The sequence below is a fragment of the Spongiibacter marinus genome, assembly GCF_016906995.1.
GTDB lineage: Bacteria > Pseudomonadota > Gammaproteobacteria > Pseudomonadales > Spongiibacteraceae > Spongiibacter > Spongiibacter marinus.
This window is the reverse complement of sequence record NZ_JAFBBD010000007.1, coordinates 97,707-123,933: the sequence shown is the minus strand read 5'-3', so window position 1 is coordinate 123,933 and position 26,227 is coordinate 97,707. Positions and strand designations below refer to the sequence as shown.

Sequence of the window (26,227 nt, the reverse complement as noted above, 5' to 3'; positions counted from 1 at the left end):
CGCTATGCACGCCCTCTACTCCATTGGCTACGCAACAAAACCGCTAGAGGAATTTTTGCGCCAACTGCAGCAACACCGCATTGATGCCATTGCCGATGTTCGCTCTGTTCCCTACAGCCGCGCCTTCCATGACTACCACCGCGAACCACTGGCAAAGCGTTTGCGAGAGGCAGGCATTGCCTATGTCTATTTGGGCGAGGAGCTGGGGCCGCGCTCAAAAGACCCCGCGCACTACAACGAGCACGGTCAAGTGCAATTCAGCCGCCTGCAAACAGCGGCGCTTTTCCAGCGCGGTATCGAGCGAGTATTTAACGGCCTGAACAAGCCTATGCGCATTGCACTGATGTGTGCAGAAAAAGACCCGGCAAGCTGCCATCGCAGCCTGTTAATTGGCCATCACCTTCTCCATCAACACACTGTGGACACCCTGCACATTGGCCACGACGGCGAACTGGAGAGCGAGGATGAGTTGGAAAACAGGCTGATAGAACTCAACGGCATTCAGGCTGACATGCTCACTCCAGCGTGTGAATGCCGATCATTGGCGTGGCAGGCTCAGTGCCGACGCTATGCCTATATCAAGCCGCAGGATTAACGCAGCGACCCAAAATCATCCACCAGTAGATCGGCTCCAGCCTCGGCAATCGGGGCGCCGTGGTTATAGCCGTAGCTAACACAGGCAGCAGGCATGCCAGCGGCGTGGGCAGCGTCTATATCGTTAGAGGAATCGCCCACCATTACAGTATTGCCCGCGGCTACGCCCAACCGCTCACAGGCGTGCAGCAAAGGCGCGGGGTCGGGTTTTCGCTGGGCAAGTGTATCGCCCCCCACCACCACTGGCAGTAACGACTGCAGGCCAAATTCCGCAAGAATTGGGTGCGTAAAACGCTCGGGCTTATTCGTGACGCACGCCAGTTTGATACCGGCTTGCTGCCAGTATTCCAGCGCCGCGATTACGCCCGGAAACAGCTGACTGCGAGAGCTGCTGTCCTCGGCGTAGGCCAGATAAAATGCATCTAACAAAACACCGTGCGGCACTGGCGGCCCCGAGCGCTGGGATGTACTCTCCGCCCAATCGAGCGCGCGTTCGACCAGTTTGGCAGCGCCGTTGCCGACCCATGTTCGCACCCGCTCCTCCCCCGCGCCGGGATAGCCACAGTGAATCAAGGAGGCATCCATTGCGGCAGCGAGATCGGGCACCGAGTCCACCAAGGTGCCATCGAGGTCGAATAAAATAGCCTTCAGCGGCGCCTCGCCGAGCAACTGCTGGAGCTTCATACGCTGGCCAGCTCGCTGCGCATATTGTCGATCACTGCGGTGTAGTCGTCTGCATTAAAGATCGCCGAGCCCGCAACGAATGTATCGGCACCTGCGGCGGCAATCTCGGCAATATTCTTAGCGGAAATTCCACCGTCTACCTCAAGGCGAATGTCGCGACCACTGGCGTCGATCAGCGCCCGCACTTCGCGGACTTTATCCAGCGTAGAGCGAATAAATTTCTGCCCGCCGAACCCTGGGTTCACCGACATCAACAACACCATGTCGAGCTTGTCCATGACGTATTTCAATACGTCTGGGCCGACCGCTGGGTTCAACACCAAGCCGGCTTTACAGCCCGCATCGCGAATCATTTGCAGCGATCGGTCAACGTGGGTGGAAGCATCCGGATGGAAGGTGATAATACTGGCGCCCGCCTCGGCAAAATCACCGATCAAGCGATCCACTGGAGACACCATCAGGTGCACATCAATCGGCGCCTTAATGCCGTGATTACGCAGGGCCTTGCAGACCATCGGGCCGATAGTCAGATTGGGGACGTAGTGGTTATCCATGACATCGAAATGCACGACGTCTGCGCCAGCCTCGAGTACCGTGTCGACCTCTTCGCCCAGGCGGGCAAAATCAGCAGAGAGAATTGAAGGAGCTATCCAGTAATCGGCCATAAAAATTCCATTAGCTATAGGGAAATAACGTGTCCTAGTTTACGCAGAGCGCAGGTAGGCATCCAGTTCAGCGAGCCGTTGCGGCGTTCCAATATCCCACCAGCGCCCGCTATGCAGCCTAGCTCGCAGGCTGCCCTGTGACATAAGATTTTGCATAATCGGCTTTAGCGGCCGTCGACCCGCCGCGAGCCCGGCAAAACACGCAGGCTGCCAGACACTGATTCCCGCAAAGGTATAGCGCGGCGAGCCCGATTCACTCAGTTTGCCATCGGCACTCAGGGAAAAGTCGCCGTCGGGATGATGGGGCGGATTCTCGACCATTAGCAGCTCCGCACTCTGTGGCCGGCATGACAAAAAATCCCCAAAGTCGACATCACAGAACACGTCACCATTGATCAGCAAGAAAGGCTCCGAGCCCAACAGCGGTAAAGCGTTAATGATACCCCCGGCGGTCTCCAGCGGCTCACTTTCCACTGAGTGGCTGATCTGCAAACCGTAGCGCTCGCCGCGCCCGAGGTAGTCGCATAGTTGTTCAGACAGCCAGGCACTATTCACCACAACATCGGCAAAGCCGGCGGCGGCCAGTTTCTCTAAGTGATAGTCGATCAGCGGTTTGTCGGCGGCGGTCAGCAAGGGCTTGGGGCAGTGGTCCGTCAACGGCCGCATTCGCTCCCCCAGCCCCGCGGCCAGGATCATTGCCTTCATAAGCTAACCTCGCGGAACCACGATTGCTGGCGCGCCAGAGGCAACAGGGTGTCGCTAAACCACGCCACAAATTCGCGGCAGTCCTCGTATTGCTCCGCCACGCTAAGGGTATAAGCCATCACCAGGGGAAGATCATCCAGGTACGCCGACTTGCCGTCCCGTAATTTGAGGCGAGCAAAGATGCCCAACACCTTGATGTGGCGTTGCAAACCCATCCAGTCGGCGTCCCACAAAAAGGCGTCTTCGTCAGGCACCTCGATCCCCGCCGCCACCAATTGTTGGCGGTACGCCAGCAACCAGGTTTTTACAGAAGCCGGCGGCCAGTGCACGTAGCAGTCGCGCAGCAAGGACATGACGTCATAGGTGAGTGGACCGCGCACCGCATCTTGAAAATCAATCAGCCCTAACTCGCCATCGTTTAACAGCATAATATTGCGGCTGTGAAAGTCGCGATGGACAAAGCCCTGCGGCTGCGCCTCGGCGCGCGCGGCAAGGCGATCAAACAAGCGCGCCAGCATCTGCCATTCGGCATCGCTCAGTGAGTGGCCCAGCAATTGCTCGACAAACCAGTGGGGAAACAGTGCCATCTCTTCCAGAAGGCGCGCGCGATCGTAGTCCGGCAGATCGCCGTCGGCCAGTGGCATCAACTGCATATTTAGCAGGCAGGTAAAGGCCTCGCGATAGTAGCGATCGGCAGCATCTATGGAGTCCAGGCACGGCAACAATAGCTGGTCGCCAAAGTCTTCCTGCAAGAGAAAACCGCGCTCCAAATCCCAGCCCAGCATTCCGGGAACCCGCAAGTTGGCAGCCATCATACGTTGCTGAACCGCGATAAATGCCGGATTGTCTTCTTTCTCTGGCGGCGCGTGCACGGCAATAAAATGCATGTCGCCAGGCAAGCTCAGGCGGTAGTAACAGCGGAAGCTCGCATCCCCCGACACCACCGACAGCGTCGCGGGCTCTTCAGGGGGTAGGCCTAGCTGCTGCAGGCTCCAACGTTTCAGCTCGTCAGCTATCTGTGTCTTATCTGCTGTCATCAAGGGCGAGAATTTTCGTCAATATCGCTGTGAAACGGGCATCCTAGCAGAGAATGCTTTATTATTCGCCTTCGCCAATTCAGGCCTACAGCAATAAATATTAAAGCCAGTATCGCATGCCCGTGTTCCGCACTCTCATACTGCTGATGATCAGCAGCTACGGCGCCGCCAGCCTCGCGCAAGGCACGGCAGAACAGCGCTGTGGGCCGATCAGTAGCGAGCAACTGGACGCTGACATCTCCCAGCTGCCCGCCTACTACCAGCACTGGAACTGGCTACCTCAGGAATACCTGCCCGAATCGGTGCGCTGCAATATGGCGCCGGGCTGCGCCGGTCGCTTTGTGGAACCCGCTCGCGACTGGAGCGGTTCGCAGTTAAGCCCCACTGAGGCGCCATTAGTCGTCTCTGCCGATACCATCGAGTCGGTGGGTGACCGCGCCACCATGTCCGGCGACGTACAACTGCGCAAAGGCAATCTCAGCCTGGACGCCGGCTATGCCCGCTACCGACGCAGCGACAGCAGCGTGATGCTGCGAGACAGCGTAGTGCTGCGACAGCCCGGCTTTATGCTGCGCGGCCAAAGTGCCGAGCTAGATACCAACCAGGGCCTGGGCGAACTGCTCGAAGCAGAAATTCTCAGCTATCAAACCGGCGCACGAGGCAGCGCCGGGCGCATAGCACGTCCCGCCTTCGACCGCTTTGAACTGGAAGCGGCCAGCTATACCCAGTGCACACCCGACAACGAGACCTGGTCACTGCACGCCAAAAGCATTGAGCTGGACTACGACAGCGGCCGGGGGGTAGCGCGCGGCGCAACCGTACGCATCTATGATGTACCGGTGTTCTACACCCCGTATTTAAACTTTCCTGTTGACGACCGCCGCAGCACCGGATTTTTGTTTCCGACGCTGGGCTTCTCCAACAATAGCCTGGATATCTCGACCCCCTACTACCTCAACCTCGCGCCAAATTATGACCTCACCCTGGCACCTCGCTATATCGAGACCCGCGGCGAAGCCTTAGAGGGTGAGTTTCGCTACCTGAATAAATACTCCGAGTGGTCCATCAATGGTAGCTATTTGCCAGACGACCAAACCAAGAAAGATGATCGCTGGCTACTCGGTATTGCCGAGCAGGGCTTTATGGGTGAGAGCTGGTATAGCAAGGTCGATTACACACGGGTAAGTGACGACAGCTATTTCGACGATCTCGGGCTCGCTAACCTCGCCGTTAAGCGCAGCACCCACCTCAACCAAAAAGCGGAACTGGGCTATCTCGGTGACAACTGGAGCGGGCATTTGGAAGTGCAGCGCTACCAAACCATCGCCGCCGTTGACGACCCCTACCAAAAACTTCCACAGCTGACCCTCAACTATCAATCACCGGCGCGAAACTTCCAGCTAGAGCCCTCGCTGGAATTTGAATATTCGCGCTTTGACCACCGAGATGCCGTGAGCGATGGCGGAAATAAAATTACCGGCCAGCGCGTATACGGTGCGGCTGGGGTCAGCCTCCCCATGCGTTGGCGCTGGGGCTTTATCGAGCCGGCGCTGAAAAGCCGCCATGTCGCCTACGAACTGGAAGACGCCGACAAGATCGGCGTCAACGACAACCCCAGCGCCAGCTCTAATCAGTTGAGTGTCGACGCCGGCTTATTTTTTGAGCGCGAACTCCAGCTAGCGGACAAAGCGCTTACCCAAACGCTAGAGCCGCGCATTTACTACCGCAATGCAGAATACGAAGACCAGAGCGATCAGCCGGACTTTGACAGCGCCGCGTTAACCTTTACCTACCAGCAACTGTTTCGCGATACCCGCTTTACCGGCCGCGACCGCCTTGGTGATGCCGATCAATTGGCGATTGGCGTGAGCAGCCGCTTTATCGATAACAATCTCGGCAGAGAATTTCTCAGTTTTAGCCTCGGCCAGCTCTACTATTTTGAAGAAGGCCGCGTTCAGCTACCCGGCGACCCCGAACGCAAAAGCAGTAACTCCGACATTGCCAGCCAGTTGCGCTGGTCGCCGAGCAATCGCCATAGCGTCAATGCCGACCTGCTTTACGACGCCCGCCAAGGCACACTCAATCAAAGCAACCTGCGCTACCATCGACGCAATGACGACGGCAGCGTCATCAACCTCGGCTACAGCATTCGCCGCGAAGGCAACCAGTTTGGCGGCCTGGAAAATGATGTACGGCAGGTAGACGCCTCAATCGCCATGCCACTGAACAATCAGTGGAAGCTGTTTGCAAAAACCCAATACGATTTGGAAGATAACCGCTCTGTCGAGAACCTGATTGGCGCGGAGTATCAAAACTGCTGCTGGCTGACGCGCATTGTCTATCAGCAGGCACTGGAACCCGATGACAATAGCAGGTCTAATACCAGTGACACTGAAACAAATTCTGCCATCTTAGTTGAATTTCAGCTCAAAGGGCTGGGTGGTCTGGGCACGGCCGTTACCAGCGTACTTAAAGAAAGCATCCTTGGTTACCAATCGAATGAATAAACTGAAAACACCCCTGCTCGCTTCCCTGTGCATGCTGCTGTTTAGCGTGGCTAGCCATGCCGAAACCCAGTGGCTGGACCGCATTGTCGCTATTGTCGACGAGGATATTATTCTCGCCAGCGAAGTGGATGAGCGGCTTACCAGCGTCCAGCAAAACATTGCCCGCTCCGGCCAGCAAGGGCCACCGGAAGATCAGCTGCGCCGTGAAATTCTCGACCTGCTGATCCTGGAGAATATCCAGCTACAAATGGCCGACCGCGTCGGTCTGCGCATTGACGACGAGCAACTCACCGCTGCCGTTGGCCGCGTGGCCGCCAAAAACAATATGACGCTTGAGCAGTTCCGTCAGGCCCTGCTCGACAGCGGCGCATCGTACCGCGATGTGCGCGAGCAAATACGCCGCGAAATGCTTTTGCAACGCGTGCAGATGGGCAACGTTAACCAGCGTATTCAAATTACCGACCAGGAAGTCACCAACTACTTAAACTCAGAAGAAGGCCGCGCCCGCACCTCTCCCGAGTATCGCCTGGCACACTTATTGGTGCCGGTGGCATCTGATGCCAGCGACGCCGATCGCGAGCGCGCACGTCAACAGGCCCAGCAACTAGCGGCCAAACTGCGCAAGGGCGCTGACTACACCAGCCTCGCCCAAGGCAGTGTCAACGCCAGTGACCTCGGCTGGCGGCGTGAGACCGACCTGCCCTCGCTGTTTGCCAGCGTGGCACCCAATATGAGCGACGGCGGCGTGTCAGAGCCCCTGCAAAGTGCCAGCGGCTACCACGTCATTCAGCTGCTGGAGAGCCGTGGCCTTAACGAGACCGTCGCACAAACTCGCGCCAGCCACATCTTGTTAAAACCATCGGCGATCCGCAGCGAGGCGCAGACCCTCAGCCTGGCGAAAGAGCTGCGCCAGCGCGTGCTCAATGGCGACTCCTTCCGCGACCTCGCCAAGGAGTACTCCGAAGACATCGGCTCTGCCCAGGAAGGCGGTGACTTGGGCTGGACATCACCGGGGCAATTGGTTCCCGAGTTTCAGCAAGCCATGGAAGACACCGCCATCGGCGATATCAGTGCGCCAGTGAAAAGTGACTTTGGCTGGCACATTATTAAAGTGGTGGACAGACGCCAGCAAAACGTCAGCCAAGACCTGCGCAAGCGCATGGCTCGCAATGTCTTGCACGAGCGCAAATACCAAGACGAACTGGATATCTGGCTGCGTAAAATCCGCGCTGAAGCTTACGTCGATATCAAGCTCTAATGTTGCCGCGTATTGCCATCACGCCGGGCGAGCCTGCAGGGGTTGGCCCGGAGCTACTTATTCAAATTGCTCAGCAAGAGTGGCCAGCAGAGTTGGTGGCCTACGCCGACCCAGCGCTGCTCACTGAGCGCGCCTCGGCGCTGGGCTTGCCCATCTCGCTCAGTCCCTTCGACACCGCATCACCCCGCCCCCATCAGCCGGGACACATCAGCATTGCCCCCGTTGCGTTAGCGGCACCGGCGCAACTGGGGGTATTGAATACTGCCAACGCCGACTATGTTTTAGCCTGTCTGCGCGCGGCAACCGATGCCTGTTTGCACGGCGAGTGTCAGGCCATGATGACGGGGCCGGTGCAAAAATCGGTCATTAACGACGCCGGCATCGCCTTCAGCGGCCACACAGAGTTTCTCGCCGAACGCTGCCAGGTAGAAAAAGTGGTGATGATGCTGGCCAGCACTGCAATGCGCGTGGCACTGGTGACAACCCATCTGCCGCTGAGCGCCGTGCCAGCGGCGGTCACCCCCCGTGAACTGGAGCGCACCCTGGATATTCTTCACCGCGAGTTGCGCGAACGCTTCGGCTGCCAACAACCGAGAGTATTAGTGCTGGGCTTAAACCCCCACGCTGGCGAAGGCGGCCACATGGGACGGGAAGAAATAGAGACGATAGAGCCGGTATTGGCGAGCTATCGCGCCAAAGGCTGGCAATTGATTGGCCCGCTTCCCGCCGACACGGCCTTCACACCGCGCCACCTGGAACAGTGTGATGCGGTATTGGCGATGTATCACGACCAAGGGCTGCCGGTACTGAAATATCAGAGTTTCGGCCAAGCCGTTAATATCACCCTGGGCCTGCCCATTATTCGTACCTCTGTCGACCACGGCACGGCACTGGACCTTGCCGGCAGCGGTCGCGCAGACCCGGGCAGCATGGCAACAGCCATGCGCTATGCTATTGACATGGCCGGCCACGCAGCGAGCAACACACTATGAGCACTCATCGCGCCCGCAAGCGCTTTGGCCAAAACTTCCTGCACGACCGCGGTATTATTCAAGGGATCGTGCGTGCGGTTACACCGCGAGAAAATCAGCGCTTACTGGAGATCGGCCCCGGCCAGGGCGCCATCACCGCCGAGTTGCTCGCCAGCGGCTGCCAACTGCATGTTATTGAGCTGGACCGGGATTTGATCCCGATTCTGGAAGAGAAGTTCGCAACCCGCGACAATTTCCACCTGCACGAAGGCGACGCACTCAAGTTTGATATTGCCGCGCTGGCTGGCGATGAACCGCTACGGGTGGTCGGCAACCTCCCCTACAATATTTCAACGCCGCTGATCTTCCACCTGCTCAGCGCCCAGCACCGCATTACCGACATGCACTTCATGCTGCAAAAAGAGGTTGTTGACCGCCTGGCCGCGCAGCCGGGTAGCAAGGCCTACGGACGGCTCGGTATCATGGCGCAGTATTACTGCGAGGTAGAGGCCCTGTTTGATGTGCCCCCCGAGTCGTTTTCGCCGCGCCCCAAGGTGATGTCCTCCATTGTTCGGCTCACCCCACACAAAACCCTGCCCTGCCCGGCAGACGACGTTAACGTCTTGCAGCGGGTGCTCAGAGAGGCCTTTACCATGCGCCGCAAGACGCTGCGCAACAACCTCAAGAACACCCTCAATGACGAGCAACTGCAAGCGCTGGGTCTCAACCCCGGCGCTCGCCCCGAGACACTCCAGTTGGCAGACTTCGTCGCCATTGCCAATTACATTAGTCGCAACCCCGTTTAATCAGGACCCGCATGCCAGACAGCAACCCCGTACACATTCAGGTTGAAAGCGAGTTTCTCGCCGACCAATCCGCACCGGAAGAATCGCGCTACGCCTTCGCCTATACCATTACCATCAACAATACCGGCGACGAGGCCGTGCGCCTGCTCAACCGCCACTGGATTATCACCGATGGCGACAATCAGGTTCAGGAAGTGCAGGGCGAGGGCGTGGTCGGCAAACAACCACTCATCGAGCCAGGCGAGTCCTTCAGCTACACCTCGGGCGCGGTTATCGACACCGCTGTCGGCACGATGGAAGGCAGTTACGAGATGATCAGCGCCTCTGGTCGGCGTTTTATTGCCCCCATCGGCATCTTCTCCCTCGCCCAGCGCTCGGCGCTGCACTAAGTCCCCCGTGGCGCGCTACGCAGTTGGAGACTTGCAGGGTTGCCTACAGCCACTGCTGTGCCTGCTCGATGAAGTTGCCTTTAACCCTGCCCGCGACGAGCTTTGGCTCGTTGGCGATCTGGTCAACCGCGGCCCCGACTCGCTAGACACCCTGCGCTATCTGTACCGCATTCAAGACAGCGTAAAGGTCACCCTTGGGAATCACGACCTCCACTGCCTGGCGCTGGCCCGCGGCTTCACTCAAAAAGGGCGTCACCCCAGCCTGGAGGCCTTACTCAAGGCTCCAGAACTCGCCACGCTGATGGACTGGCTACAACAGCAGGCGCTGGTGCTGCGCAGCGATGACGGGCGCTATGTCATGAGTCATGCCGGGATACCGCCGCTATGGAGCACACAGCAGGCACTTGCGCTGTCGGCAGAGCTGGAAAGCACCTTGCGCAACCCCACTGAAGCGGCCCGGTTTTTCCACCACATGTACGGCAACGCACCCGCCCTCTGGCACGACGACCTACAGGGCCATGACAGACTGCGCTGCATTACCAATTACCTGACCCGCATGCGAATTTGTAGCGAGCAGGGTGAACTGGAACTGACATTCAAAGGCGCGAGGCAGGACATCCCGCCGCCCTACCGCCCCTGGTTTGAATGGCCGCAACCGGCGCGCACCGAAATACAACTATTCGGCCACTGGGCCGCGCTGGAAGGCCGCACCCACAACCCTAACATCATTGCCTTAGACAGCGGTTGCGTCTGGGGACGGCACATGACGCTGCTGAATATGGAGAGCGGCGAGTATCACCGCTGCGACTGCCCCAGCCATTAAGCCCCCACTTCCCAGCAGCCAAGAAATAGCGGAGTATGCCACCCTATGGACATCTATTTAGTCGGCGGCGCAGTCCGCGACGAACTGCTGGGTTACCCCTTCCATGAACGCGACTGGTTGGTGGTCGGTGCGACGCCCGAATCCTTGCTCAAACAGGGTTATGAGCAAGTTGGCAAAGACTTTCCGGTGTTTCTACACCCCGAAACCAAAGAGGAGTATGCGCTGGCGCGCCGAGAGCGCAAAACCGCCGCGGGCTATCATGGCTTTCAGTGTGAATTTGGCCCGGAAGTCTCCCTTGAAGACGACTTATTGCGCCGCGACCTGACCATTAACGCCATCGCCAAAAGCGCTGCCGGCGACATTATCGACCCCTACAATGGCCGCGAGGATATTGAGCGTCGCCTGCTTCGACATGTTTCACCGGCCTTCAAAGAAGACCCCCTGCGTATCTTTCGCGTAGCGCGCTTTACCGCCCGCTACGCCCACCTGGGCTTCACAATCGCCGATGAAACCCGCGCGCTAATGCGCGAAATGTCGACGCCGCAAGAGCTGCAGGCCTTAAGCCCGGAACGCATACTGGTAGAGATCAACAAGGCGTTAAGTGAACGCACACCCTCCGCCTTCTTTAACGCTCTACTGGACTGCCAGGCACTACCTACCTTGTACCCCCAATGGGCCTCCAGCCTGGACCGCGACCTGCTCGATGCCCTGGACACATCCGCCGGCGCCTCACTCCAGGGCCCTGAGGTCCGCTTTGCGCTGAGCTGCAGCAGGCTCGACACCACCGCCTGTACTCAATTGTGCAAACAGCTCCACGCCAGCAAAGCGGCCAGCCAATTGGCACAGCTCGGCGCGAGCTTGCTGCCACTCTCTACGGCACTGGGCAGTCAGCCCAGCGCAGAGTGTATGTTGGCGATACTGGAGAAGCTGGACTATCTGCGACGCCCACAGATATTGATGGAATTTTGCCAGCTTGCCGACCTGCGCGGCGAAAACGGTGACTACCTGAATTTACTGACTCAAGCGGCTGATAGGTTGGCGAAAATTAACGCTCAAGACTTTATCGCTAAGGGGATAACCGGCGCCGCATTGGGCAACGCCCTGAGAAACGCCCGACTGGACCAGTTGCAGCAGCTTCTCAACGAGGCTTAATCAGGCGCGATCACCGCGCTCGATCACAATGCCAACTTCCTCGGCGTAGTGCAGCGCGTCGGGCTTGGCTAACCGCAAGCGCAACCACGGCACACCAAATTCTTCGCGCACCAGCGCGGCGCAGCGCTCAGCGAGGGTTTCCACAAGTTTGAATTCACTGCCGCGAATAAACTCGCACAGACGTTCGCTTATGGCCTGATAGTCCAGCGTCAAGGCAATATCTTCGGAGGCCGCGGCAGCGCGGATGTCATAGCCCAGCTCAAGATCCAGAATCACGGTCTGACGGTGCGCGCGCTCGTAGTCGTGGATGCCGATAATGGTATCCACCTGCAACCCACGCACATACACAGTATCCATGACGACTAGCGCTCCAAACCCGGCAATTCATTCATTGGCCAACGCGGCTTAACCTGCACCGCCAGCGTTTCGCTCTGCCCCGCCAACAGGCGACAACAACCGGCATAAGCGATCATTGCACCATTATCGGTACAGTAAGCAGGGCGCGGATAATACACAGCTGCGCCAATTGTCGCCAGCCGCCCTTCTAAACGCTCACGCAACGCGGTGTTGGCACTCACTCCGCCGGCAATCACCAGGCGCTTCAAGCCCTCCTGCTTCAGTGCACGCAGGCATTTAATCGTCAGCGTGTCGACCACAGCCTCCTGAAAAGCGGCAGCAATATCGTTGCGATCGCCGTCGCTTAGCTGCCCATCGGCACAGCACTCGGCCACGGTATTTAAGGTGTAGGTTTTCAGGCCACTAAAGCTGAAATCTAAACCGGGGCGATTGACCATTGGCCGGGGAAAGGTAAAGCGGGACACATCACCTTGAGCAGCGGCCTTCGCCAACTGGGGGCCACCGGGATAGGGAAGGCCGAGCATCTTCGCGGCCTTGTCGAATGCTTCGCCGGCGGCATCGTCCAGCGACTCGCCTAACAAGCGATAGTTACCAATGCCATCCACACGAACAAGTTGCGTGTGACCACCAGACACCAATAAGGCAATAAAAGGAAACTCCGGCGCGGTGTCCTCTAGCATGGGCGCCAATAAATGCCCTTCCATATGGTGTACCGCCAATGCCGGCACGCCCCAGGCGTACGCCATTGCGCGCCCGGCGCAGGCGCCCACCATCAGTGCGCCGGCAAGCCCTGGGCCAGCGGTATACGCCACAGCATCGATATCGCTGCCACGCAAATTGGCGCTATCCAGCACCTGTCGCACCAGCGGCAGCAATTTGCGAACATGGTCTCGGGACGCCAATTCGGGGACGACACCCCCAAATTCCGCATGCAGCGTAATCTGGCTATAGAGCGCATCGGCCAACAAGCCCCGCTCACTGTCGTAAATCGCCACACCTGTTTCATCACAGGAGCTTTCTAGTCCCAGTACCCGCACAGCCTACCTATTTGCTCCACCGATTGAGCGCGCATGATACTGATTTCCACACAATGGCACCAGATAAGGCGCTTTTTACTTTGCATTTTCACAAATGAGCGTTTAGAATTCTGCGCCCTTGGAGTGCTACCTTTAGTTATTGGGTGGACCGATTAGAATTCATTGCCAAATATTATCAGGACAGGTTTAACGAATGCCTTCAGTCAAGATCAAAGAAAACGAGCCCTTTGATATCGCTCTGCGCCGCTTCAAGCGCTCTTGCGAAAAAGCCGGTGTACTCGCTGAGGTTCGCCGTCGCGAATTCTACGAGAAGCCCACAGCGGTTCGTAAGCGTCAGGCTGCGGCGGCGGTTAAACGCCACGCGAAGAAAGTCTCTCGCGAAATGAAAAAACAGCAACGCCTCTACTAAGTTGCTCAGCGGGTGCGGCAAGCACCTGCTTTCAGTGCGACAACGCGCTACCATAAATGGGCGGCTAAAAGCCGCCCGTTTTTGTGCCTGACACATTTACCTATTCCGCCCCACTGCAGAGGACTGACACCATGAGCCTTAAGCAATCGCTGACTGACGCCATGAAAGCGGCTATGCGGGCGAAAGAGAAAGAGCGCCTGGGCGCTATTCGCTTGGTACTCGCTGAATTCAAGCGTATAGAGGTGGATGAGCGCATTGAGGTCGACGACGCGCGCGGCCTGGCCGTGCTCGACAAAATGTGCAAACAGCGTCGCGACTCCATCAGCCAGTATGAAGAAGCCGGGCGCACAGAGCTTGCCGAGCAAGAGCGCTTTGAAATGGCCATCATCCAGGAATTCATGCCCGCGCCGCTCAGCGACGAAGAGCTGGACGCACTGATCGATAAGGCTATTGCCGACAGCGGCGCGGACTCCGTCAAAGCCATGGGCCAGGTGGTCGCACTGGTCAAGCCCGCCGCCCAAGGCCGCGCAGACATGGGCAGCGTGAGCCGCAAAATCAAAGAGCGGCTCAGCCAGTAATCGCCAGCTGGCTAGCCGAGCACGTGCCTGCTAGGCTAGCCATTCCGCCTTCGGAATAACGCCAGTGGCCGCAAAAGGACGCATCCCGCAATCTTTTATCGACGACCTGTTGTCGCGGGTGGATATTGTCGATGTTATTAATCGGCGCGTATCGCTAAAGAAGACAGGCCGCAACTACACTGCCCGCTGCCCGTTTCACGAAGAGAAAACCCCCTCTTTCAGCGTTAACCCCGACAAGCAGTTCTACTACTGCTTTGGCTGCGGCGCGGCCGGCAACGCCATTGGCTTTATCATGGACTACGACCGCCAGGACTTCCCCTCGGCGATCGACAGCCTCGCCCACAGTGCAGGCCTGGAAGTCCCCCGCGAAGAGCTTAGCCCCCAGCAGGCACAGCGCCAGCAGCGCCGTAAAACGATTTACGACGCCATGGAACAGCTGGCCGCGTTCTACCAAAACCAGCTGCGCCAGCACCCTCAAGCCCAACGCGCCGTCGACTACCTAAAACAACGCGGCCTCAGCGGGCAAATCGCCCGCGACTTTGGCATCGGCTTCGCACCGCCGGGCTGGGACAATGTACTAAAGAGCTTTGGCAGCAACGACGAGTCACGCCAACAACTGCTGGATGCCGGCATGCTGGTGGAAAAAGAGGACAGCGACAAAGTCTACGACCGCTTCCGCGACCGCATTATGTTCCCGATCCGCGACAACCGGGGCCGCGTCGTCGCCTTCGGTGGTCGCGTACTGGGCGACGACAAACCCAAGTACCTGAACTCTCCGGAAACCGACATCTTCCACAAAGGCCGCGAGCTCTATGGCCTCTATGAAGCCAGGCAGTACAACCGCCAGCTCGAGCGGGTGATCATTGTCGAAGGCTATATGGATGTGGTCGCCCTCGCGCAGTACGGCATTCGCTGTGGCGTGGCGACCCTGGGCACCGCCAGCAATAGCGACCATTTGCGCACCGCCTTCCGCTACTGCAGTGAAATCGTGTTTTGCTTCGACGGCGACGACGCCGGCCGCCGAGCGGCGTCGCGCGCGCTGGAAAATGCACTGCCCACTATGGAAGACGGCCGCCGCATTCGCTTTTTATTCCTCGCCGAGGGCGAAGACCCCGACGACACCGTCAGACGCGTCGGCGGCCCCGGCTTTGAAGCACTGATCGCCCGCGCCGCACCGCTGGAGGAGTACTTTTTTGACGCCTTCAACGACCGCCTCGACCCCGCCACCCTCGAGGGCAAAGCGGCACTCGCCAAGCTCGCCACACCGCTGCTGGTTCAATTGCCAGACGGCGTGTTTCGCGAGCTTATGTTCGATGAGCTGGCCAAACGCAGCGGTCTGAGCCGCGCCGCACTCGACAAATTGCGCGAGCGCAGCGAGGCAGAGGCCCAGAGCACCGCGCAACCCGGTACCGCTGACGAAACGCCCTCCCCCGAACAGCGCCAACCGAAAAACACGGACACTGAGCGCCTGCTCGGCAGCCTGCCAGACAATAAGCGCGACCCGGCGCTGTTCGCACTGGCTATGCTGCTGTACGCCCCAGGAACCATCGCCGCCTCCACCACCGCACTGAAGGCCGCGCCGCCCTCGCGCACGAGCGAGCTGCTGGAAGAAATATTATCCCTGCTGCAAAAACGCCCGGAGTCCTCCACGGCCATGCTGCTCGGCCACTGGCACGGCCAGCCGCAATATTTACTGCTGACCGAAGCACTAAAAACCATCGAACTGCTGGGCGCCACCCTGGATGACCAGCGCGCCAAAACGGCTTTTTTTGACACCCTCAACTACTTCGAGGAGCGCCAGCGCGATCGCGACCTAAAAGCCCGCCTGGAGAGCCTTCGCGAGCGCGACGAAGTCGACAAAGGCCCCGACGGCAACTACGCTGAACTCAGTGATGACACCAAAGCTCAGCTCAAACACGTACAGCAACTGCTGGCCAATAAACACCAGCGCTAAGCAACGGCGGTAGAAATAGACAGGCAATTCTGAACAGAGCCTGTTTTTGCTGGTCGTAGACCATACAGCTGAGGTATAATACGCGGCTGTTTTTTCACCTGCACCTACGAGTATTTTGCAAGAATGAATGATTCCACTCATCAATCGCGCCTCAAACAACTCATTGCCAAAGGCAAGGAGCAGGGATACCTGACCTATTCCGAGGTTAATGACCACCTTCCCGAGGACATCTCCGATCCGGATCAGGTTGAAGAAATCATCCAGATGATCAACGACATGGGCATCCAGGTCTTTGAGCATGCGCCGGATGAAGACACACTGATCATGACCGGCGGCGACTCCTCTGACGACATCGCCGCCGCCGAAGCTGCCGCCGCACTGGCCGCGGTGGAAACCGAAACGGGGCGCACCACCGACCCTGTTCGCATGTACATGCGCGAAATGGGCACCGTCGAGCTGCTGACGCGCGAAGGCGAGATCGTTATCGCCAAGCGCATCGAAGAAGGCATCCGCGATGTGATGGCCGCACTGGCCTACTACCCAGGCATCGTCCCAAGCGTACTGGCTGAGTACGACAAAGTTGCCGCCGAAGAGCGCCGCTTGGGCGATATCATGAGCGGCTACCTCGACCCCGCTGACAACGTGCCCTCGCCGCAGGCGCAGGCCGCTGCCGCAGCAGAGTCCAGCGATGACGATGAAGAAACCAGCTCTGGCCCCGACCCAGAAGAGGCTCGCGTCCGCTTCACTGCCTTGCAAAAACAGCAAGACAAAGTCGAGAAGAGCATCGCCAAACACGGTCGCTACAGCAAGCAAACCGCGAAAGAGCTGGCGGCACTGGGCGAACTGTTTAAGTTCTTCAAACTGACGCCCTCCATGTTCGACCCGCTGATTGAAGAAGTGCGCACCACGCTCAGCTCAATTCGCGCGCTCGAAAAAGAAATTATGCTGATCTGCGTGAAAAACGTCGGCATGGATCGCAAGGAGTTTATCCGCAGCTTCCAAGGCAACGAAGCCAATGCTGACTGGGTGGACGAGCACAGCAGCAAATACCCGGCACTGGCCGACTACAAGCCGACGCTGGCGCGCATCCAGTCGCGCATTGCGGCCATTGAAGAGCGCCAGGACCTGACAATTTCCGACATTAAAGAGATCAACCGTCGCATCTCTATCGGCGAGGCGCGAGCGCGTCGCGCGAAGAAAGAGATGGTTGAGGCAAACCTGCGTTTGGTTATCTCTATCGCGAAGAAATACACCAATCGCGGACTGCAATTCCTTGATCTGATTCAGGAAGGCAATATCGGCTTGATGAAGGCCGTAGATAAATTCGAATACCGCCGCGGCTATAAGTTCTCAACTTACGCCACCTGGTGGATTCGCCAGGCGATTACCCGTTCAATCGCCGACCAAGCGCGCACTATCCGTATTCCTGTGCACATGATCGAGACCATCAACAAGCTAAACCGTATTTCTCGGCAGATGCTGCAAGAGATGGGCCGTGAGCCGACCCCAGAAGAGCTGGGCGAGCGCATGGAAATGCCTGAGGATAAAGTTCGCAAAGTGCTCAAGATCGCCAAAGAGCCGATCTCCATGGAAACGCCAATTGGCGACGATGAAGACTCGCATCTGGGCGATTTCATTGAGGACACCACGATCTCCTCGCCGGTAGACTCGGCCACGGGTGAAGGCCTGCGCGAAGCAACCAAAGATGTATTGGCAGGGCTTACCGCCCGCGAAGCCAAGGTGCTGCGCATGCGTTTCGGTATCGATATGAACACCGACCACACTCTGGAAGAGGTTGGCAAACAATTCGATGTTACCCGTGAGCGGATTCGTCAGATTGAAGCCAAGGCACTGCGTAAACTGCGTCACCCTACGCGCTCAGATCATCTGCGCAGCTTCCTCGACGAGTAAAGCTCTGTAGCGGCGGCTCCTGCGAGCCGCCCTTGTCAGCCCCGAAAACAGCGGAAGAACGATGTTAGCTCGCACATTACGCCATGTTACCGTTTGCCTGACGCTCGCTATTACCGCTTGCGGATCAACGCCGGAAGAAGCACCCGCTCCGCCAGTTATGGATGAGCATGCAGTGCAAGTAAAGCAGCTGGAAGAGGCCCTGCAAACCGCAATCAACTTCGTCAACAAAGGTCATTTTTACGTGGCCGAAGACCAACTCAGCACCCTCGCACATGAGCCGCGTAACGCCACCCGCATCCGCCAGCAAGCACTGAGTTATCTAACTCTGCTTTACCTGAACAAAGACAACCCACGCGCCAGCACCTCGCGCGCCACCCGCAGCCTCGATCAGCTCAATGTGTTGCATAACGGGCGTCAGAACGAACAGACCGTGTTGTTTGAAGCACTGGGCTATGCCCTTGAAGCTCGAATTTTGCTGGAGCAGGCCCAGCGGCAGGCAGACATTTCTCAGCAGCGCCAGCAACAGCTTGAGCAAGAAATTCAAGCCCTGCAATTGGCCTTGGACAAGCTCCGCCAGCTGTCGCTGCAATAACGCCCTACTGCCCCGCGCGTCGTAAATAAAGTGCCAACTGCTGCTCGAGTACACTGGTGTCTTCTTCGGTTCGCGCAAGCATAATCGGCACAGACCGCCACTGACCGCCTCGCAGCTCTGACAAAAACTCACCAACGCCTTGCTCGTCGGCATGTGGCCCCACCACAAATAACTGCCACGGCCGCTCCGCCAGCATACTGCGAGCCTGTTCAACCGACTCGGCTTGATACACTCGCCAATATTGCGCACCTGGCGACTTGGCGATCACCTTCGCCAACACTCCGCCCTGCTCCAACAGCATAAGGTTCCCGGCCGCGCCCGCAGGAATCAGCTCGCGCACCGCCGCCGTCAGTTCGTCGCGCTCCACAGGCTTCACCAGATACTCATTGGCCCCCAGCAGCAGGCCGAGGTCGCGCTCGTTCAACATCGACTGCATGAGCACCGGCACCGAGCTCAGCTCTGCGTCGCTGCGCAGCGCATGCAGCACTTGCCAGCCATCCATAACCGGCATCATCACATCGAGTACAATCAGGTCCGGGCGCTGCTGGCGAGCCTGCGCCAAGCCATCTGCACCGGAGCTAGCGAGGCGCACACCGTAGCCCTCTCGCTGCAGGTGGCGGCGAACAATCTCCTGAGTATTACTGTCGTCATCAATAACCAGCACATCGGCCAATTCCTCACCGACCACTGCCGCCTGCATCGCGCTGCTTTGCTCACCGTTAACAGGCAGTTTAAGCAAAAAGCGACTGCCCTCCCCCTCGCGACTCTCCGCACTCAGGCTGCCGCCCAACAGCTCGGCAAATTTGCGCGAAATGGTTAAGCCCAGGCCTGAGCCGCCATATTGTTTCGTTGTCGACAAATCAGCCTGCACAAACGCGTCGAAGACTTTTTCCAACTGCTCCTGACTCATACCAATGCCGCTGTCAGAGACTTCAAAGCACAACTCGTCGGGCGCCTCTTGCTCAGCCCAGACTTTCAAGCGAATATCGCCGCCGCGGGTGAACTTGGCAGCGTTGCTCAGCAAATTCAGCAACACTTGGCGCAGGCGCGTAACGTCAGTGCGCAGCGGTGTTTCCTCGACGTGATAACTGCAGTGAAGGCGGTTATTATTTTTTGCGACCAATGGCTGAGCGGTTACCTCAACATCGCGCAGCACCGAGGTGAGTTCCACCGTCTCCCAAAACACCGCCATGCGGCCGGACTCGATCTTGGATATATCCAGTACATCGTTGATCAACGTAAGTAAGTGCTTACCGGCCAGCTGCACCTTCTCTAAATCCGCTTGAAGCTGCTCGGCCGGGAGCTGGGGGTCGTCCTCGATCTCCTCAAGCAACATCTCCGAATAGCCAATAATCGCGTTCATCGGCGTGCGAAGCTCGTGACTCATATTCGCCAGAAAACCGCTTTTCGCCTGGTTTGCAGCATCGGCGCGACGGCTGGCCTCGCGCACCCGCGCCATGGCATTGCGCAGGTTGGACGCCATCTCGTTAAAGGAGGTTGCCAACTGGCCGAATTCGTCATGCCCCATATCCGCAATGCGGTAGTTAAAGTTGCCGCTACCCCATTCAGCGGTCCCTTTCTGCAATTGGCGGATAGAGCGACGGGTATAGCGCGTCATGTAATACCCGAGCACGAAGGTCACGATCAGTGCCAGTAAAAACACCGCCAGCGCCACTTTGTTAGTGAGGCTAACAATGTCCTTCAATTTGGCATTGATCTCATCAGAGCGAATAAGGAGCAGGAGTTCGTTTTCGCTCAGCTGACGGCTGATGCGCAGGTAATACTCCGCCAACTCACTGGGGGCCTGCAGGGCCTCGGCATCGCGGTCACCGCGCTCTGTCGCCATCACATAGCGCTGCCACCCATCCAGCAGCGTATCCACGCGCAGCGGCGCAAAATCCTCAGGCCGCATAAATTCCTTCAGGTCGCGACTAAGCTGGCGCTGCAACGCGCGCAATTGCTCAAGGGCCTGCAAGATCTCGTTGCGCTCATCTTCGCTCAATTGCTGGTTGGCTGCAGACTGATTAAGCGCTTCGACCACGCGCATTTTTCGCTGCAGGCCGTAGAGCTGCTGGCTGAAGGCATTCATTTCTGCCTGGGTATTGATCACGCTTTGCAGCAGCCAGACATTACGGCGGCGGCTATCGTTGCCCCACACCTGCACGAGTACGCTGCCAAGAGACAGCAGCAAAATTGCGACGAATGAAAAGGTCAGGCGGCGTGTAAAACTCATTCGCCGGACCCGAGTAAGGCATCAATCTTCGAGAGTAAACGCGGCAGATCAACCGGCTTAGTATCGTAGTCGTCACAACCGGCCTCCATTGCCCGCATCCGGTCGTCGGCCATGGCATGAGCTGTGAGCGCTATTAATGGAATGCCCTGCAGCGCCGGATCGGCCTTCATTTCTCTGGCCACCTGCCAGCCATCCTTAACCGGCAAACTCATATCCAACAGCAACAGGTCCGGCCCATGCTCCCGGCTCATATCAATGCCTTGCTGGCCATCTACCGCAAGCAATACGTCGTAACCGCGACGCTGCAAACGCCGGCTCAGCATATCCCGGTTCATTTCATTGTCTTCTACCAACAACAGGGTGGCCATATCACATCTCTTTAATCGGCTTACTTAGCGTCGCGGCTATCCAGCGCCAACAACTGCGCGTGCAAACTGGGGTTAACGGTCATTCTTAATTCGTAGTTTCCCGCCTCTTGACCGACAATCTTGCCGTACAGAGAGAGCGTATCGTCGGGACCAAACAAACAGACATCGACCGGCAATTGCAACGCTGTATCGCAGGCCACTAACAGCGCATTATCGCGACAAGCGTGCAGGCTTACCGGGAGGCGCTCAGCCCCCAAACGCTTATCCACCAGCACGCTCATATGCATTGCTATCGGTTGCGCATACCGGTGCCAGGGCTCGTCTCTGCCCTCCAGCAACAGGTCATAAGGCAGGCCAACACCCAGCACTTCGCTGAGCTCCAACGGCTCATCGAGCCCCTTCACCGATACGCTAATGCGCTTGCCGCACAGTACTTCAACACGGCTAAATGCCAGGGTGCTGGGCGATGCGAGGATCTGGCCAGCAGCCGTGCAAGACTCAATACGCGAGGTCAGGTTCACATTGTGCCCCACCACACCGTACTTACTGCGCAACTCGGAACCGATATTGCCCGCAATAACATCGCCGGTATTCAAGCCGATGCCAATTTCAATCGCGGGCAGGCCCTCGGCCACATTGCGCGCATTCACCTTAGCCATTCCCTGCTGCATGGCCACTGCGCAGGCCAGCGCTCGGTCGGCGTCGTCATCTTCCCGCAGCGGCGCGCCGAAAACGGCCAGAATGCCATCGCCAACAAACTCATCCACCGTGCCGCGATAGGCTTGGATCACCTCAGTCATCACCGCCAGATAGTTGTTCAGCAGGCTTACACAGCGCTCCGGCTCCAACTGCAAACTAATGGTGGAAAAGTCGCGAATGTCAGCCATCAACACCGTCACACGGCGACGCTCGCCACCCAGTGTCAGCCCATCGTTGTCATCCAGCAGGCGCTGAACGATCTCATCAGATAAATAGCGGCCAAAGACTTTGCGGATAAACCGCTGGCTCTTCTCCAGCTCGGCAAGATACTCCCGCTCGCGATCCTGCCAGGCCTTGCGCTCCAGCAGTGCCGACACCCTGGCGTTCAGCAGCGTGGCATTAACGGGCTTGATCAGGTAATCACTGGCGCCAGCATCGATGCAATGAATCGCGCCAACTTCATCCTGCACACCACTGATCACCACCACCGGAATGCGTCGCAGCTCCTCATCATCGCGAATTGCCTGCAGTACCTCGTAGCCATTCAAGCCCGGCATCACCAGGTCCAGTAACACGAGGTCAGGCCTGGCGCTGCGCATAACCTCCAGGCAGCGCTCGCCACTCGCCGCCTCCACCACCAGATAATCCTGGCGCTGCAATTGCTGTGCGATAAGCTCTCGTCCACTGTCGTTATCATCAACCACCAAAATCGTCGCCGGCTCGGCGCTCCGCGGCCCTGACGACAAACCTCGGCGAAAGCTCTTAAATATTGCCGAGACCGGATCCGTATCATCGCTTTGCTGGTTGGGGCGGCGGAATTTTTCCAGCGCTACATGGAATTGTCGGGATAAGTCAGCAATTTCTCGCAATGCCACTGCCTGCGGTGCATCGTCGGCCAAGTCATCCAATACAATTTCAAGGTAGCCTTCAACCACGCCGATATGATTGCGCTGGTCGTGGCGAAGCCTCGCCAATGCAGTGTCGTCATCGTGTTCGCCAGCAGCGCTGAGGGAAGCCTCCAGCGCTTGCAGAGCACCGACCACTCGCTCCAGATCTGCCAGCACATCGGGCTGGCCCTGCAACTCAGCAACCACCGAGGACAAGCGGCTGCGCATCGCCGCCAAAGAGGCATACAAGCTTTGGCGAACATCGTCCAGGTACGCCTTCTCTATGCGTTGTTGATCTTTCAAAATAGACTCCGCGCCAGCGTGGTTAGGCCAATTATGGCAGCACCGCTGTAAAATTACACAGAGAATAACGCCAGCGCACGACTGTCGCTGGCATTGCAGACAAGGCCTCTTTATAATGCGCGCTTGGTCAAAAGCCGGCATCAAAGGCGGCTTGGCAACCACCTTCCTAGGGCCCGTAGCTCAGTTGGTTAGAGCATCCGACTCATAATCGGCAGGTCGACAGTTCAAGTCTGTCCGGGCCCACCATCCTTTCCAATCTCTTTAGGCAAGTGGTATTGAAACCATAATGTGGCCGCTTTGGCCAGGTTATGCTTCCATAGGTAAGCAGAATTGGCCGCACGCCAAATAGCAAAACCCTCTCGCAACAACCTCCTCTCAGCACCTATTCACAGCAACCTAAACCTGCGCCTGCGATAGTGCCTGTACGCATTACCACGCGACTCTTGCCTCCCACTATTCTGCCGTGAAATATAAATTACGCACGATTACGCATGGTTTGCGTAATTACGCATATGGCGCGTAACTCCGCGTAATTTGGAAATTCTTTATCCTATTTTTAAAAACCAACCCCACATAATTCAACTTCAACTCACAGAATGCTAGGCAAATATCAAAGTCATGGTATGCTCCTTTGGTATTCTGATAACTTGATTACCAGCCAGAGGCACAGCCATGATCCGCTGCCATCTCGCCCGCATGATGGGCGAGCACAAGATGCGTATTGCCGACGTTGCCAGAGAAACGGGGCTAAGCCGTGCCACGGTAACTCTGCTCTACAAAGAAACGGCCCAGAAAGTGGATCTGGAGGCGCTTGATAAGCTTTGTGTGTTGTTCAACTGTGATGTTGGCGATTTGCTTGAGCGTTCAACTAATAACCAGGCATCAGCCTAGCCAAAGGAGTGGAGATGACCAATAAAAAGAGATTGTCAGAACGCGACATCTGCACAAAGTTTATTACTCCTGCTCTAGAAAAAGCTGGCTGGGATCTACAAAAACAAGTGCGGGAAGAAGTCGGCTTCACTGACGGGCGTATTTACGTAAAGGGAAATCTGTCAGTGCGCGGAAAACGCAAACGAGCGGATTACATCCTCTATTACAGGCCAAACATTCCTGTTGCAGTGATCGAGGCCAAGGACAATACCCACTCAGTAATGTCTGGAATCCAACAAGGATTGGATTACGCCACGATTCTGGATATCCCCATGGTTTTCAGCAGCAACGGTGATGGTTTTTATGAGCATGATCGTACTGCGTCCAGTGGTAATGTCGAACGTGAACTCACCTTGCATGAATTCCCTTCGCCAGACCAACTGTGGAAGCGCTACAAGCAATACAAGGGCATTGAAACGCCTGACGCAGAGCGGATAATCGCTCAAGATTATTTTTTCGATGGTACCAGCCGCAGCCCACGCTATTACCAGCAAATCGCCATTAACCGCACGGTAGAAGCTATCGCAAAAGGACAGCAACGTATCCTGCTCACCATGGCTACCGGTACCGGTAAAACGTACACAGCTTTCCAGATCATCCACCGACTTTGGAAGTCTGGAGCAAAGAAACGCATTCTATTTCTTGCCGACCGCAACGCACTGATTGACCAGACTCGACGCGGCGATTTTCGTCATTTCAAAGACAAAATGACAGTTATCAAGCATAAGAAAATAGATAAGTCCTATGAAATTTACCTTGCCCTCTATCAAGGGCTCACTAATTACGATGAAGACAAAGACGCCTATCGAGAATTCAGCCCGGATTTTTTTGACCTCATCGTTATTGACGAATGCCACCGGGGCAGCGCCTCGGAAGATAGTGCTTGGCGCGAGATTCTCGACTACTTCAACACCGCTACCCATATCGGCCTGACTGCGACACCAAAAGAGACCGAGACAGTTTCCAGCACCGAATACTTCGGCGATCCAATATACACCTACTCACTCAAGCAAGGCATACAGGACGGCTTCCTCGCTCCCTACAAGGTGCTGCGCGTGGGGTTGAATGTCGATCTGGAAGGCTGGCGACCTGAAGCAGGAAAAACTGATAAAAATGGCCAGCTGGTGGATGACCGTATCTACAATCGCAGGGATTACGACAAAAACCTAGTGATCGACGAGCGCACCGCCGCAGTAGCCAACAAAATCACCGAATACCTGAAACGGACTAACCGTTTCGACAAAGCTATCGTGTTCTGTGTGGACATCGACCATGCCCAGCGAATGCGGGCTGCACTAGCGAACGCCAACGCCGATCTAATGGCACAAAACCCCAAGTACATCATGCAAATTACCGGTGACAACGAGGAAGGTAAACGCGAACTGGACAACTTCATCAACCCGGAAGAAACCTATCCAGTGATTGCGACCACCTCCAAATTGATGACAACTGGGGTGGATGCGCAAACTTGCAAGTTGATTGTACTCGACAGCAATATTGGCTCCATGACCGAATTCAAGCAGATCATTGGTCGTGGAACCCGTATCAATGAGGAATTCGGAAAAACCTTTTTTACTATTCTTGATTTTCGCAATGTCACCGATCTGTTTGCAGATCCTGCGTTCGACGGCGATCCAGTACGAGTAAAAGAACTCGGTGACGACGATGAGTTTGAAACTCCGGAAGAGGAACTGGGAGAAGGCGAAACCATCCGAGGTGATGAAGGGGAGGAAATCATCTTCGAGCCACCCCAAGGAGCTCCGCCCATTATTGATGGTGGCGACATCATCAACGAACCACGCCCAAAATATTACGTCAATGGTGTTAATGTCGCTGTATTGAACGAGCGGATTCAGTACATGGATGGTAATGGCAAACTGATCACTGGCAGCTTGAAAGATTACACACGCCAAAAAGTGCGTGAACAGTACCATACATTGAACGACTTTCTCAATAAATGGCATAGCTCCGATAAGAAGCAGGCAATCATTGATGAGCTCACCGAACAAGGAATTGTGCTAGAGAACCTGAAGGAAGCCATTGGCAAAGAAATGGATATATTCGACATGATCTGTCATACCGCTTTCGACCAGCCACCACTCACTCGCGCTGAACGCGCAAAACAGGTTAAAAAACGCGACGTGTTCACCCAGTACGGCGACCAAGCACGAAGAGTGTTGGAAGCCCTACTGGACAAATATGCCGACGAAGGTATCGAAAACATTGAAGATATCAAAGTGCTCAAAGTTAATCCATTTGACCAATTCGGAACCCCAACAGAAATCATCAACTTGTTTGGCGGCAAGTCTCAATATTTGCATGCATTAACCCAGTTAGAAAAAGCCCTTTATCAAGCGGCTTGATGTTTAAAAAAAGAG

The 26,227-nt window shown here is 56.8% G+C and carries 24 protein-coding genes and 1 tRNA gene; 16 read left to right on the top strand and 9 right to left on the bottom strand.

What is annotated here, in order from left to right; translation table 11 throughout:
- Positions 1–4 precede the first annotated feature (4 nt).
- On the top strand, positions 5–595 hold the full coding sequence (locus tag HNR64_RS11955) for a DUF488 domain-containing protein (RefSeq protein WP_204996682.1): 591 nt from the start codon (positions 5–7) through the stop codon (positions 593–595).
- Here the strand turns inward: HNR64_RS11955 and HNR64_RS11950 are convergent.
- From HNR64_RS11950 to HNR64_RS11935, 4 genes are read right to left on the bottom strand one after another with little or no spacing between them, the layout of a single operon-like run.
- A complete protein-coding gene (locus tag HNR64_RS11950; protein WP_204996681.1) occupies positions 592–1,278 on the bottom strand; it encodes a phosphoglycolate phosphatase in 687 nt (228 codons plus the stop codon). The two genes, HNR64_RS11955 and HNR64_RS11950, sit on opposite strands and share 4 nt — an antisense overlap.
- The gene (rpe, locus tag HNR64_RS11945) at positions 1,275–1,943 is read right to left on the bottom strand and encodes a ribulose-phosphate 3-epimerase (RefSeq protein ID WP_204996680.1); all 669 of its coding nucleotides are present in this window, start codon (positions 1,941–1,943) and stop codon (positions 1,275–1,277) included. The genes HNR64_RS11950 and rpe overlap by 4 nt, the downstream gene beginning before the upstream one ends.
- A 39-nt stretch (positions 1,944–1,982) precedes the next feature.
- Positions 1,983–2,648 (bottom strand): N-acetylmuramate alpha-1-phosphate uridylyltransferase MurU, encoded by a 666-nt coding sequence (gene murU, locus HNR64_RS11940; protein WP_204996679.1) that lies wholly within the window; start codon positions 2,646–2,648, stop codon positions 1,983–1,985.
- Entirely contained in the window at positions 2,645–3,685 is a 1,041-nt protein-coding gene (locus tag HNR64_RS11935; RefSeq protein ID WP_204996678.1) for an aminoglycoside phosphotransferase family protein, read from the bottom strand. Before HNR64_RS11935 ends, murU begins: the two co-directional genes overlap by 4 nt.
- A gap of 116 nt (positions 3,686–3,801) precedes the next feature.
- Between HNR64_RS11935 and HNR64_RS11930 the strand changes: the two genes are divergently transcribed.
- From HNR64_RS11930 to HNR64_RS11900, 7 genes are read left to right on the top strand one after another with little or no spacing between them, the layout of a single operon-like run.
- Positions 3,802–6,192: an LPS-assembly protein LptD gene (locus HNR64_RS11930; protein WP_204996677.1), complete on the top strand. Its 2,391-nt coding sequence runs from the start codon at positions 3,802–3,804 to the stop codon at positions 6,190–6,192.
- On the top strand, positions 6,185–7,450 hold the full coding sequence (locus tag HNR64_RS11925) for a peptidylprolyl isomerase (RefSeq protein WP_204996676.1): 1,266 nt from the start codon (positions 6,185–6,187) through the stop codon (positions 7,448–7,450). The genes HNR64_RS11930 and HNR64_RS11925 overlap by 8 nt, the downstream gene beginning before the upstream one ends.
- Positions 7,450–8,442, top strand: a complete 993-nt coding sequence (gene pdxA, locus HNR64_RS11920) for a 4-hydroxythreonine-4-phosphate dehydrogenase PdxA (protein WP_204996675.1) — start codon at positions 7,450–7,452, stop codon at positions 8,440–8,442. The genes HNR64_RS11925 and pdxA overlap by 1 nt, the downstream gene beginning before the upstream one ends.
- Positions 8,439–9,227: a 16S rRNA (adenine(1518)-N(6)/adenine(1519)-N(6))-dimethyltransferase RsmA gene (gene rsmA, locus HNR64_RS11915; protein ID WP_204996674.1), complete on the top strand. Its 789-nt coding sequence runs from the start codon at positions 8,439–8,441 to the stop codon at positions 9,225–9,227. Before pdxA ends, rsmA begins: the two co-directional genes overlap by 4 nt.
- Before the next feature lie 11 nt (positions 9,228–9,238).
- Positions 9,239–9,616, top strand: coding sequence for a Co2+/Mg2+ efflux protein ApaG (gene apaG / locus HNR64_RS11910; protein ID WP_027874255.1), 378 nt, complete (start codon positions 9,239–9,241; stop codon positions 9,614–9,616).
- A 7-nt stretch (positions 9,617–9,623) separates the two neighbouring features.
- Positions 9,624–10,439 carry a symmetrical bis(5'-nucleosyl)-tetraphosphatase gene (locus HNR64_RS11905; RefSeq protein WP_204996673.1) on the top strand — a complete coding sequence of 272 codons (816 nt, stop codon included), beginning with the start codon at positions 9,624–9,626 and terminating at the stop codon, positions 10,437–10,439.
- Between the two features lie 45 nt (positions 10,440–10,484).
- Complete coding sequence (locus tag HNR64_RS11900; protein ID WP_204996672.1) at positions 10,485–11,591, top strand: tRNA nucleotidyltransferase/poly(A) polymerase-related protein; 1,107 nt, start codon at positions 10,485–10,487, stop codon at positions 11,589–11,591.
- On the opposite strand, the gene folB is transcribed toward HNR64_RS11900, so the two are convergent.
- Both folB and tsaD read right to left on the bottom strand, forming a co-directional pair.
- Positions 11,592–11,948 carry a dihydroneopterin aldolase gene (gene folB / locus HNR64_RS11895; RefSeq protein WP_204996671.1) on the bottom strand — a complete coding sequence of 119 codons (357 nt, stop codon included), beginning with the start codon at positions 11,946–11,948 and terminating at the stop codon, positions 11,592–11,594. It abuts the gene before it with no gap.
- Between the two features lie 5 nt (positions 11,949–11,953).
- Positions 11,954–12,985 carry a tRNA (adenosine(37)-N6)-threonylcarbamoyltransferase complex transferase subunit TsaD gene (gene tsaD / locus HNR64_RS11890; RefSeq protein WP_204996670.1) on the bottom strand — a complete coding sequence of 344 codons (1,032 nt, stop codon included), beginning with the start codon at positions 12,983–12,985 and terminating at the stop codon, positions 11,954–11,956.
- A 193-nt stretch (positions 12,986–13,178) separates the two neighbouring features.
- On the opposite strand from tsaD, the gene rpsU reads away from it, so the two are divergent.
- The 5 genes from rpsU (at position 13,179) to HNR64_RS11865 (ending at position 18,429) form a co-directional block, all read left to right on the top strand.
- A complete protein-coding gene (rpsU, locus tag HNR64_RS11885; protein WP_027874250.1) occupies positions 13,179–13,394 on the top strand; it encodes a 30S ribosomal protein S21 in 216 nt (71 codons plus the stop codon).
- A gap of 131 nt (positions 13,395–13,525) precedes the next feature.
- Positions 13,526–13,972, top strand: a complete 447-nt coding sequence (locus tag HNR64_RS11880; RefSeq protein WP_204996669.1) for a GatB/YqeY domain-containing protein — start codon at positions 13,526–13,528, stop codon at positions 13,970–13,972.
- A gap of 64 nt (positions 13,973–14,036) precedes the next feature.
- Positions 14,037–15,926: a DNA primase gene (gene dnaG, locus HNR64_RS11875; RefSeq protein WP_204996668.1), complete on the top strand. Its 1,890-nt coding sequence runs from the start codon at positions 14,037–14,039 to the stop codon at positions 15,924–15,926.
- A 123-nt stretch (positions 15,927–16,049) separates the two neighbouring features.
- On the top strand, positions 16,050–17,837 hold the full coding sequence (gene rpoD / locus HNR64_RS11870) for an RNA polymerase sigma factor RpoD (RefSeq protein ID WP_204996667.1): 1,788 nt from the start codon (positions 16,050–16,052) through the stop codon (positions 17,835–17,837).
- Positions 17,838–17,898: 61 nt separating this feature from the next.
- Complete coding sequence (locus HNR64_RS11865; protein ID WP_204996666.1) at positions 17,899–18,429, top strand: hypothetical protein; 531 nt, start codon at positions 17,899–17,901, stop codon at positions 18,427–18,429.
- Between the two features lie 4 nt (positions 18,430–18,433).
- Here HNR64_RS11865 and HNR64_RS11860 read toward each other — a convergent pair whose 3' ends face one another.
- The 3 genes from HNR64_RS11860 to HNR64_RS11850 are packed head-to-tail and all read right to left on the bottom strand — an operon-like array spanning position 18,434 to position 22,919.
- The gene (locus HNR64_RS11860; protein ID WP_204996665.1) at positions 18,434–20,662 is read right to left on the bottom strand and encodes an ATP-binding protein; all 2,229 of its coding nucleotides are present in this window, start codon (positions 20,660–20,662) and stop codon (positions 18,434–18,436) included.
- Positions 20,659–21,030, bottom strand: a complete 372-nt coding sequence (locus tag HNR64_RS11855; protein WP_204996664.1) for a response regulator — start codon at positions 21,028–21,030, stop codon at positions 20,659–20,661. The genes HNR64_RS11860 and HNR64_RS11855 overlap by 4 nt, the downstream gene beginning before the upstream one ends.
- 20 nt (positions 21,031–21,050) lie before the next feature.
- Positions 21,051–22,919 (bottom strand): adenylate/guanylate cyclase domain-containing protein, encoded by a 1,869-nt coding sequence (locus HNR64_RS11850; protein ID WP_204996663.1) that lies wholly within the window; start codon positions 22,917–22,919, stop codon positions 21,051–21,053.
- 169 nt (positions 22,920–23,088) lie between these two features.
- On the opposite strand from HNR64_RS11850, the gene HNR64_RS11845 reads away from it, so the two are divergent.
- The 3 genes from HNR64_RS11845 (at position 23,089) to hsdR (ending at position 26,212) form a co-directional block, all read left to right on the top strand.
- Positions 23,089–23,165 (top strand) — tRNA-Ile (locus HNR64_RS11845).
- Between the two features lie 426 nt (positions 23,166–23,591).
- Positions 23,592–23,810 carry a helix-turn-helix domain-containing protein gene (locus HNR64_RS11840; protein WP_204996662.1) on the top strand — a complete coding sequence of 73 codons (219 nt, stop codon included), beginning with the start codon at positions 23,592–23,594 and terminating at the stop codon, positions 23,808–23,810.
- Between the two features lie 14 nt (positions 23,811–23,824).
- Positions 23,825–26,212: an EcoAI/FtnUII family type I restriction enzme subunit R gene (gene hsdR, locus HNR64_RS11835; RefSeq protein ID WP_204996661.1), complete on the top strand. Its 2,388-nt coding sequence runs from the start codon at positions 23,825–23,827 to the stop codon at positions 26,210–26,212.
- Positions 26,213–26,227 lie beyond the last annotated feature (15 nt).

What these genes read in the sequence shown, in the direction of transcription:
- rpe (WP_204996680.1), bottom strand. Translation starts at nt 1,943, where the DNA reads ATGGCCGATTACTGGATAGCTCCTTCAATTCTCTCTGCTGATTTTGCC.
- rsmA (WP_204996674.1), top strand. Translation starts at nt 8,439, where the DNA reads ATGAGCACTCATCGCGCCCGCAAGCGCTTTGGCCAAAACTTCCTGCAC.
- HNR64_RS11900 (WP_204996672.1), top strand. Translation starts at nt 10,485, where the DNA reads ATGGACATCTATTTAGTCGGCGGCGCAGTCCGCGACGAACTGCTGGGT.
- folB (WP_204996671.1), bottom strand. Translation starts at nt 11,948, where the DNA reads ATGGATACTGTGTATGTGCGTGGGTTGCAGGTGGATACCATTATCGGC.
- rpoD (WP_204996667.1), top strand. Translation starts at nt 16,050, where the DNA reads ATGAATGATTCCACTCATCAATCGCGCCTCAAACAACTCATTGCCAAA.
- murU (WP_204996679.1), bottom strand. Translation starts at nt 2,648, where the DNA reads ATGAAGGCAATGATCCTGGCCGCGGGGCTGGGGGAGCGAATGCGGCCG.
- HNR64_RS11950 (WP_204996681.1), bottom strand. Translation starts at nt 1,278, where the DNA reads ATGAAGCTCCAGCAGTTGCTCGGCGAGGCGCCGCTGAAGGCTATTTTA.
- apaG (WP_027874255.1), top strand. Translation starts at nt 9,239, where the DNA reads ATGCCAGACAGCAACCCCGTACACATTCAGGTTGAAAGCGAGTTTCTC.
- HNR64_RS11955 (WP_204996682.1), top strand. Translation starts at nt 5, where the DNA reads ATGCACGCCCTCTACTCCATTGGCTACGCAACAAAACCGCTAGAGGAA.
- HNR64_RS11860 (WP_204996665.1), bottom strand. Translation starts at nt 20,662, where the DNA reads ATGAGTTTTACACGCCGCCTGACCTTTTCATTCGTCGCAATTTTGCTG.
- HNR64_RS11855 (WP_204996664.1), bottom strand. Translation starts at nt 21,030, where the DNA reads ATGGCCACCCTGTTGTTGGTAGAAGACAATGAAATGAACCGGGATATG.
- HNR64_RS11880 (WP_204996669.1), top strand. Translation starts at nt 13,526, where the DNA reads ATGAGCCTTAAGCAATCGCTGACTGACGCCATGAAAGCGGCTATGCGG.
- HNR64_RS11935 (WP_204996678.1), bottom strand. Translation starts at nt 3,685, where the DNA reads ATGACAGCAGATAAGACACAGATAGCTGACGAGCTGAAACGTTGGAGC.
- HNR64_RS11840 (WP_204996662.1), top strand. Translation starts at nt 23,592, where the DNA reads ATGATCCGCTGCCATCTCGCCCGCATGATGGGCGAGCACAAGATGCGT.
- HNR64_RS11925 (WP_204996676.1), top strand. Translation starts at nt 6,185, where the DNA reads ATGAATAAACTGAAAACACCCCTGCTCGCTTCCCTGTGCATGCTGCTG.
- HNR64_RS11865 (WP_204996666.1), top strand. Translation starts at nt 17,899, where the DNA reads ATGTTAGCTCGCACATTACGCCATGTTACCGTTTGCCTGACGCTCGCT.
- rpsU (WP_027874250.1), top strand. Translation starts at nt 13,179, where the DNA reads ATGCCTTCAGTCAAGATCAAAGAAAACGAGCCCTTTGATATCGCTCTG.
- pdxA (WP_204996675.1), top strand. Translation starts at nt 7,450, where the DNA reads ATGTTGCCGCGTATTGCCATCACGCCGGGCGAGCCTGCAGGGGTTGGC.
- hsdR (WP_204996661.1), top strand. Translation starts at nt 23,825, where the DNA reads ATGACCAATAAAAAGAGATTGTCAGAACGCGACATCTGCACAAAGTTT.
- HNR64_RS11930 (WP_204996677.1), top strand. Translation starts at nt 3,802, where the DNA reads ATGCCCGTGTTCCGCACTCTCATACTGCTGATGATCAGCAGCTACGGC.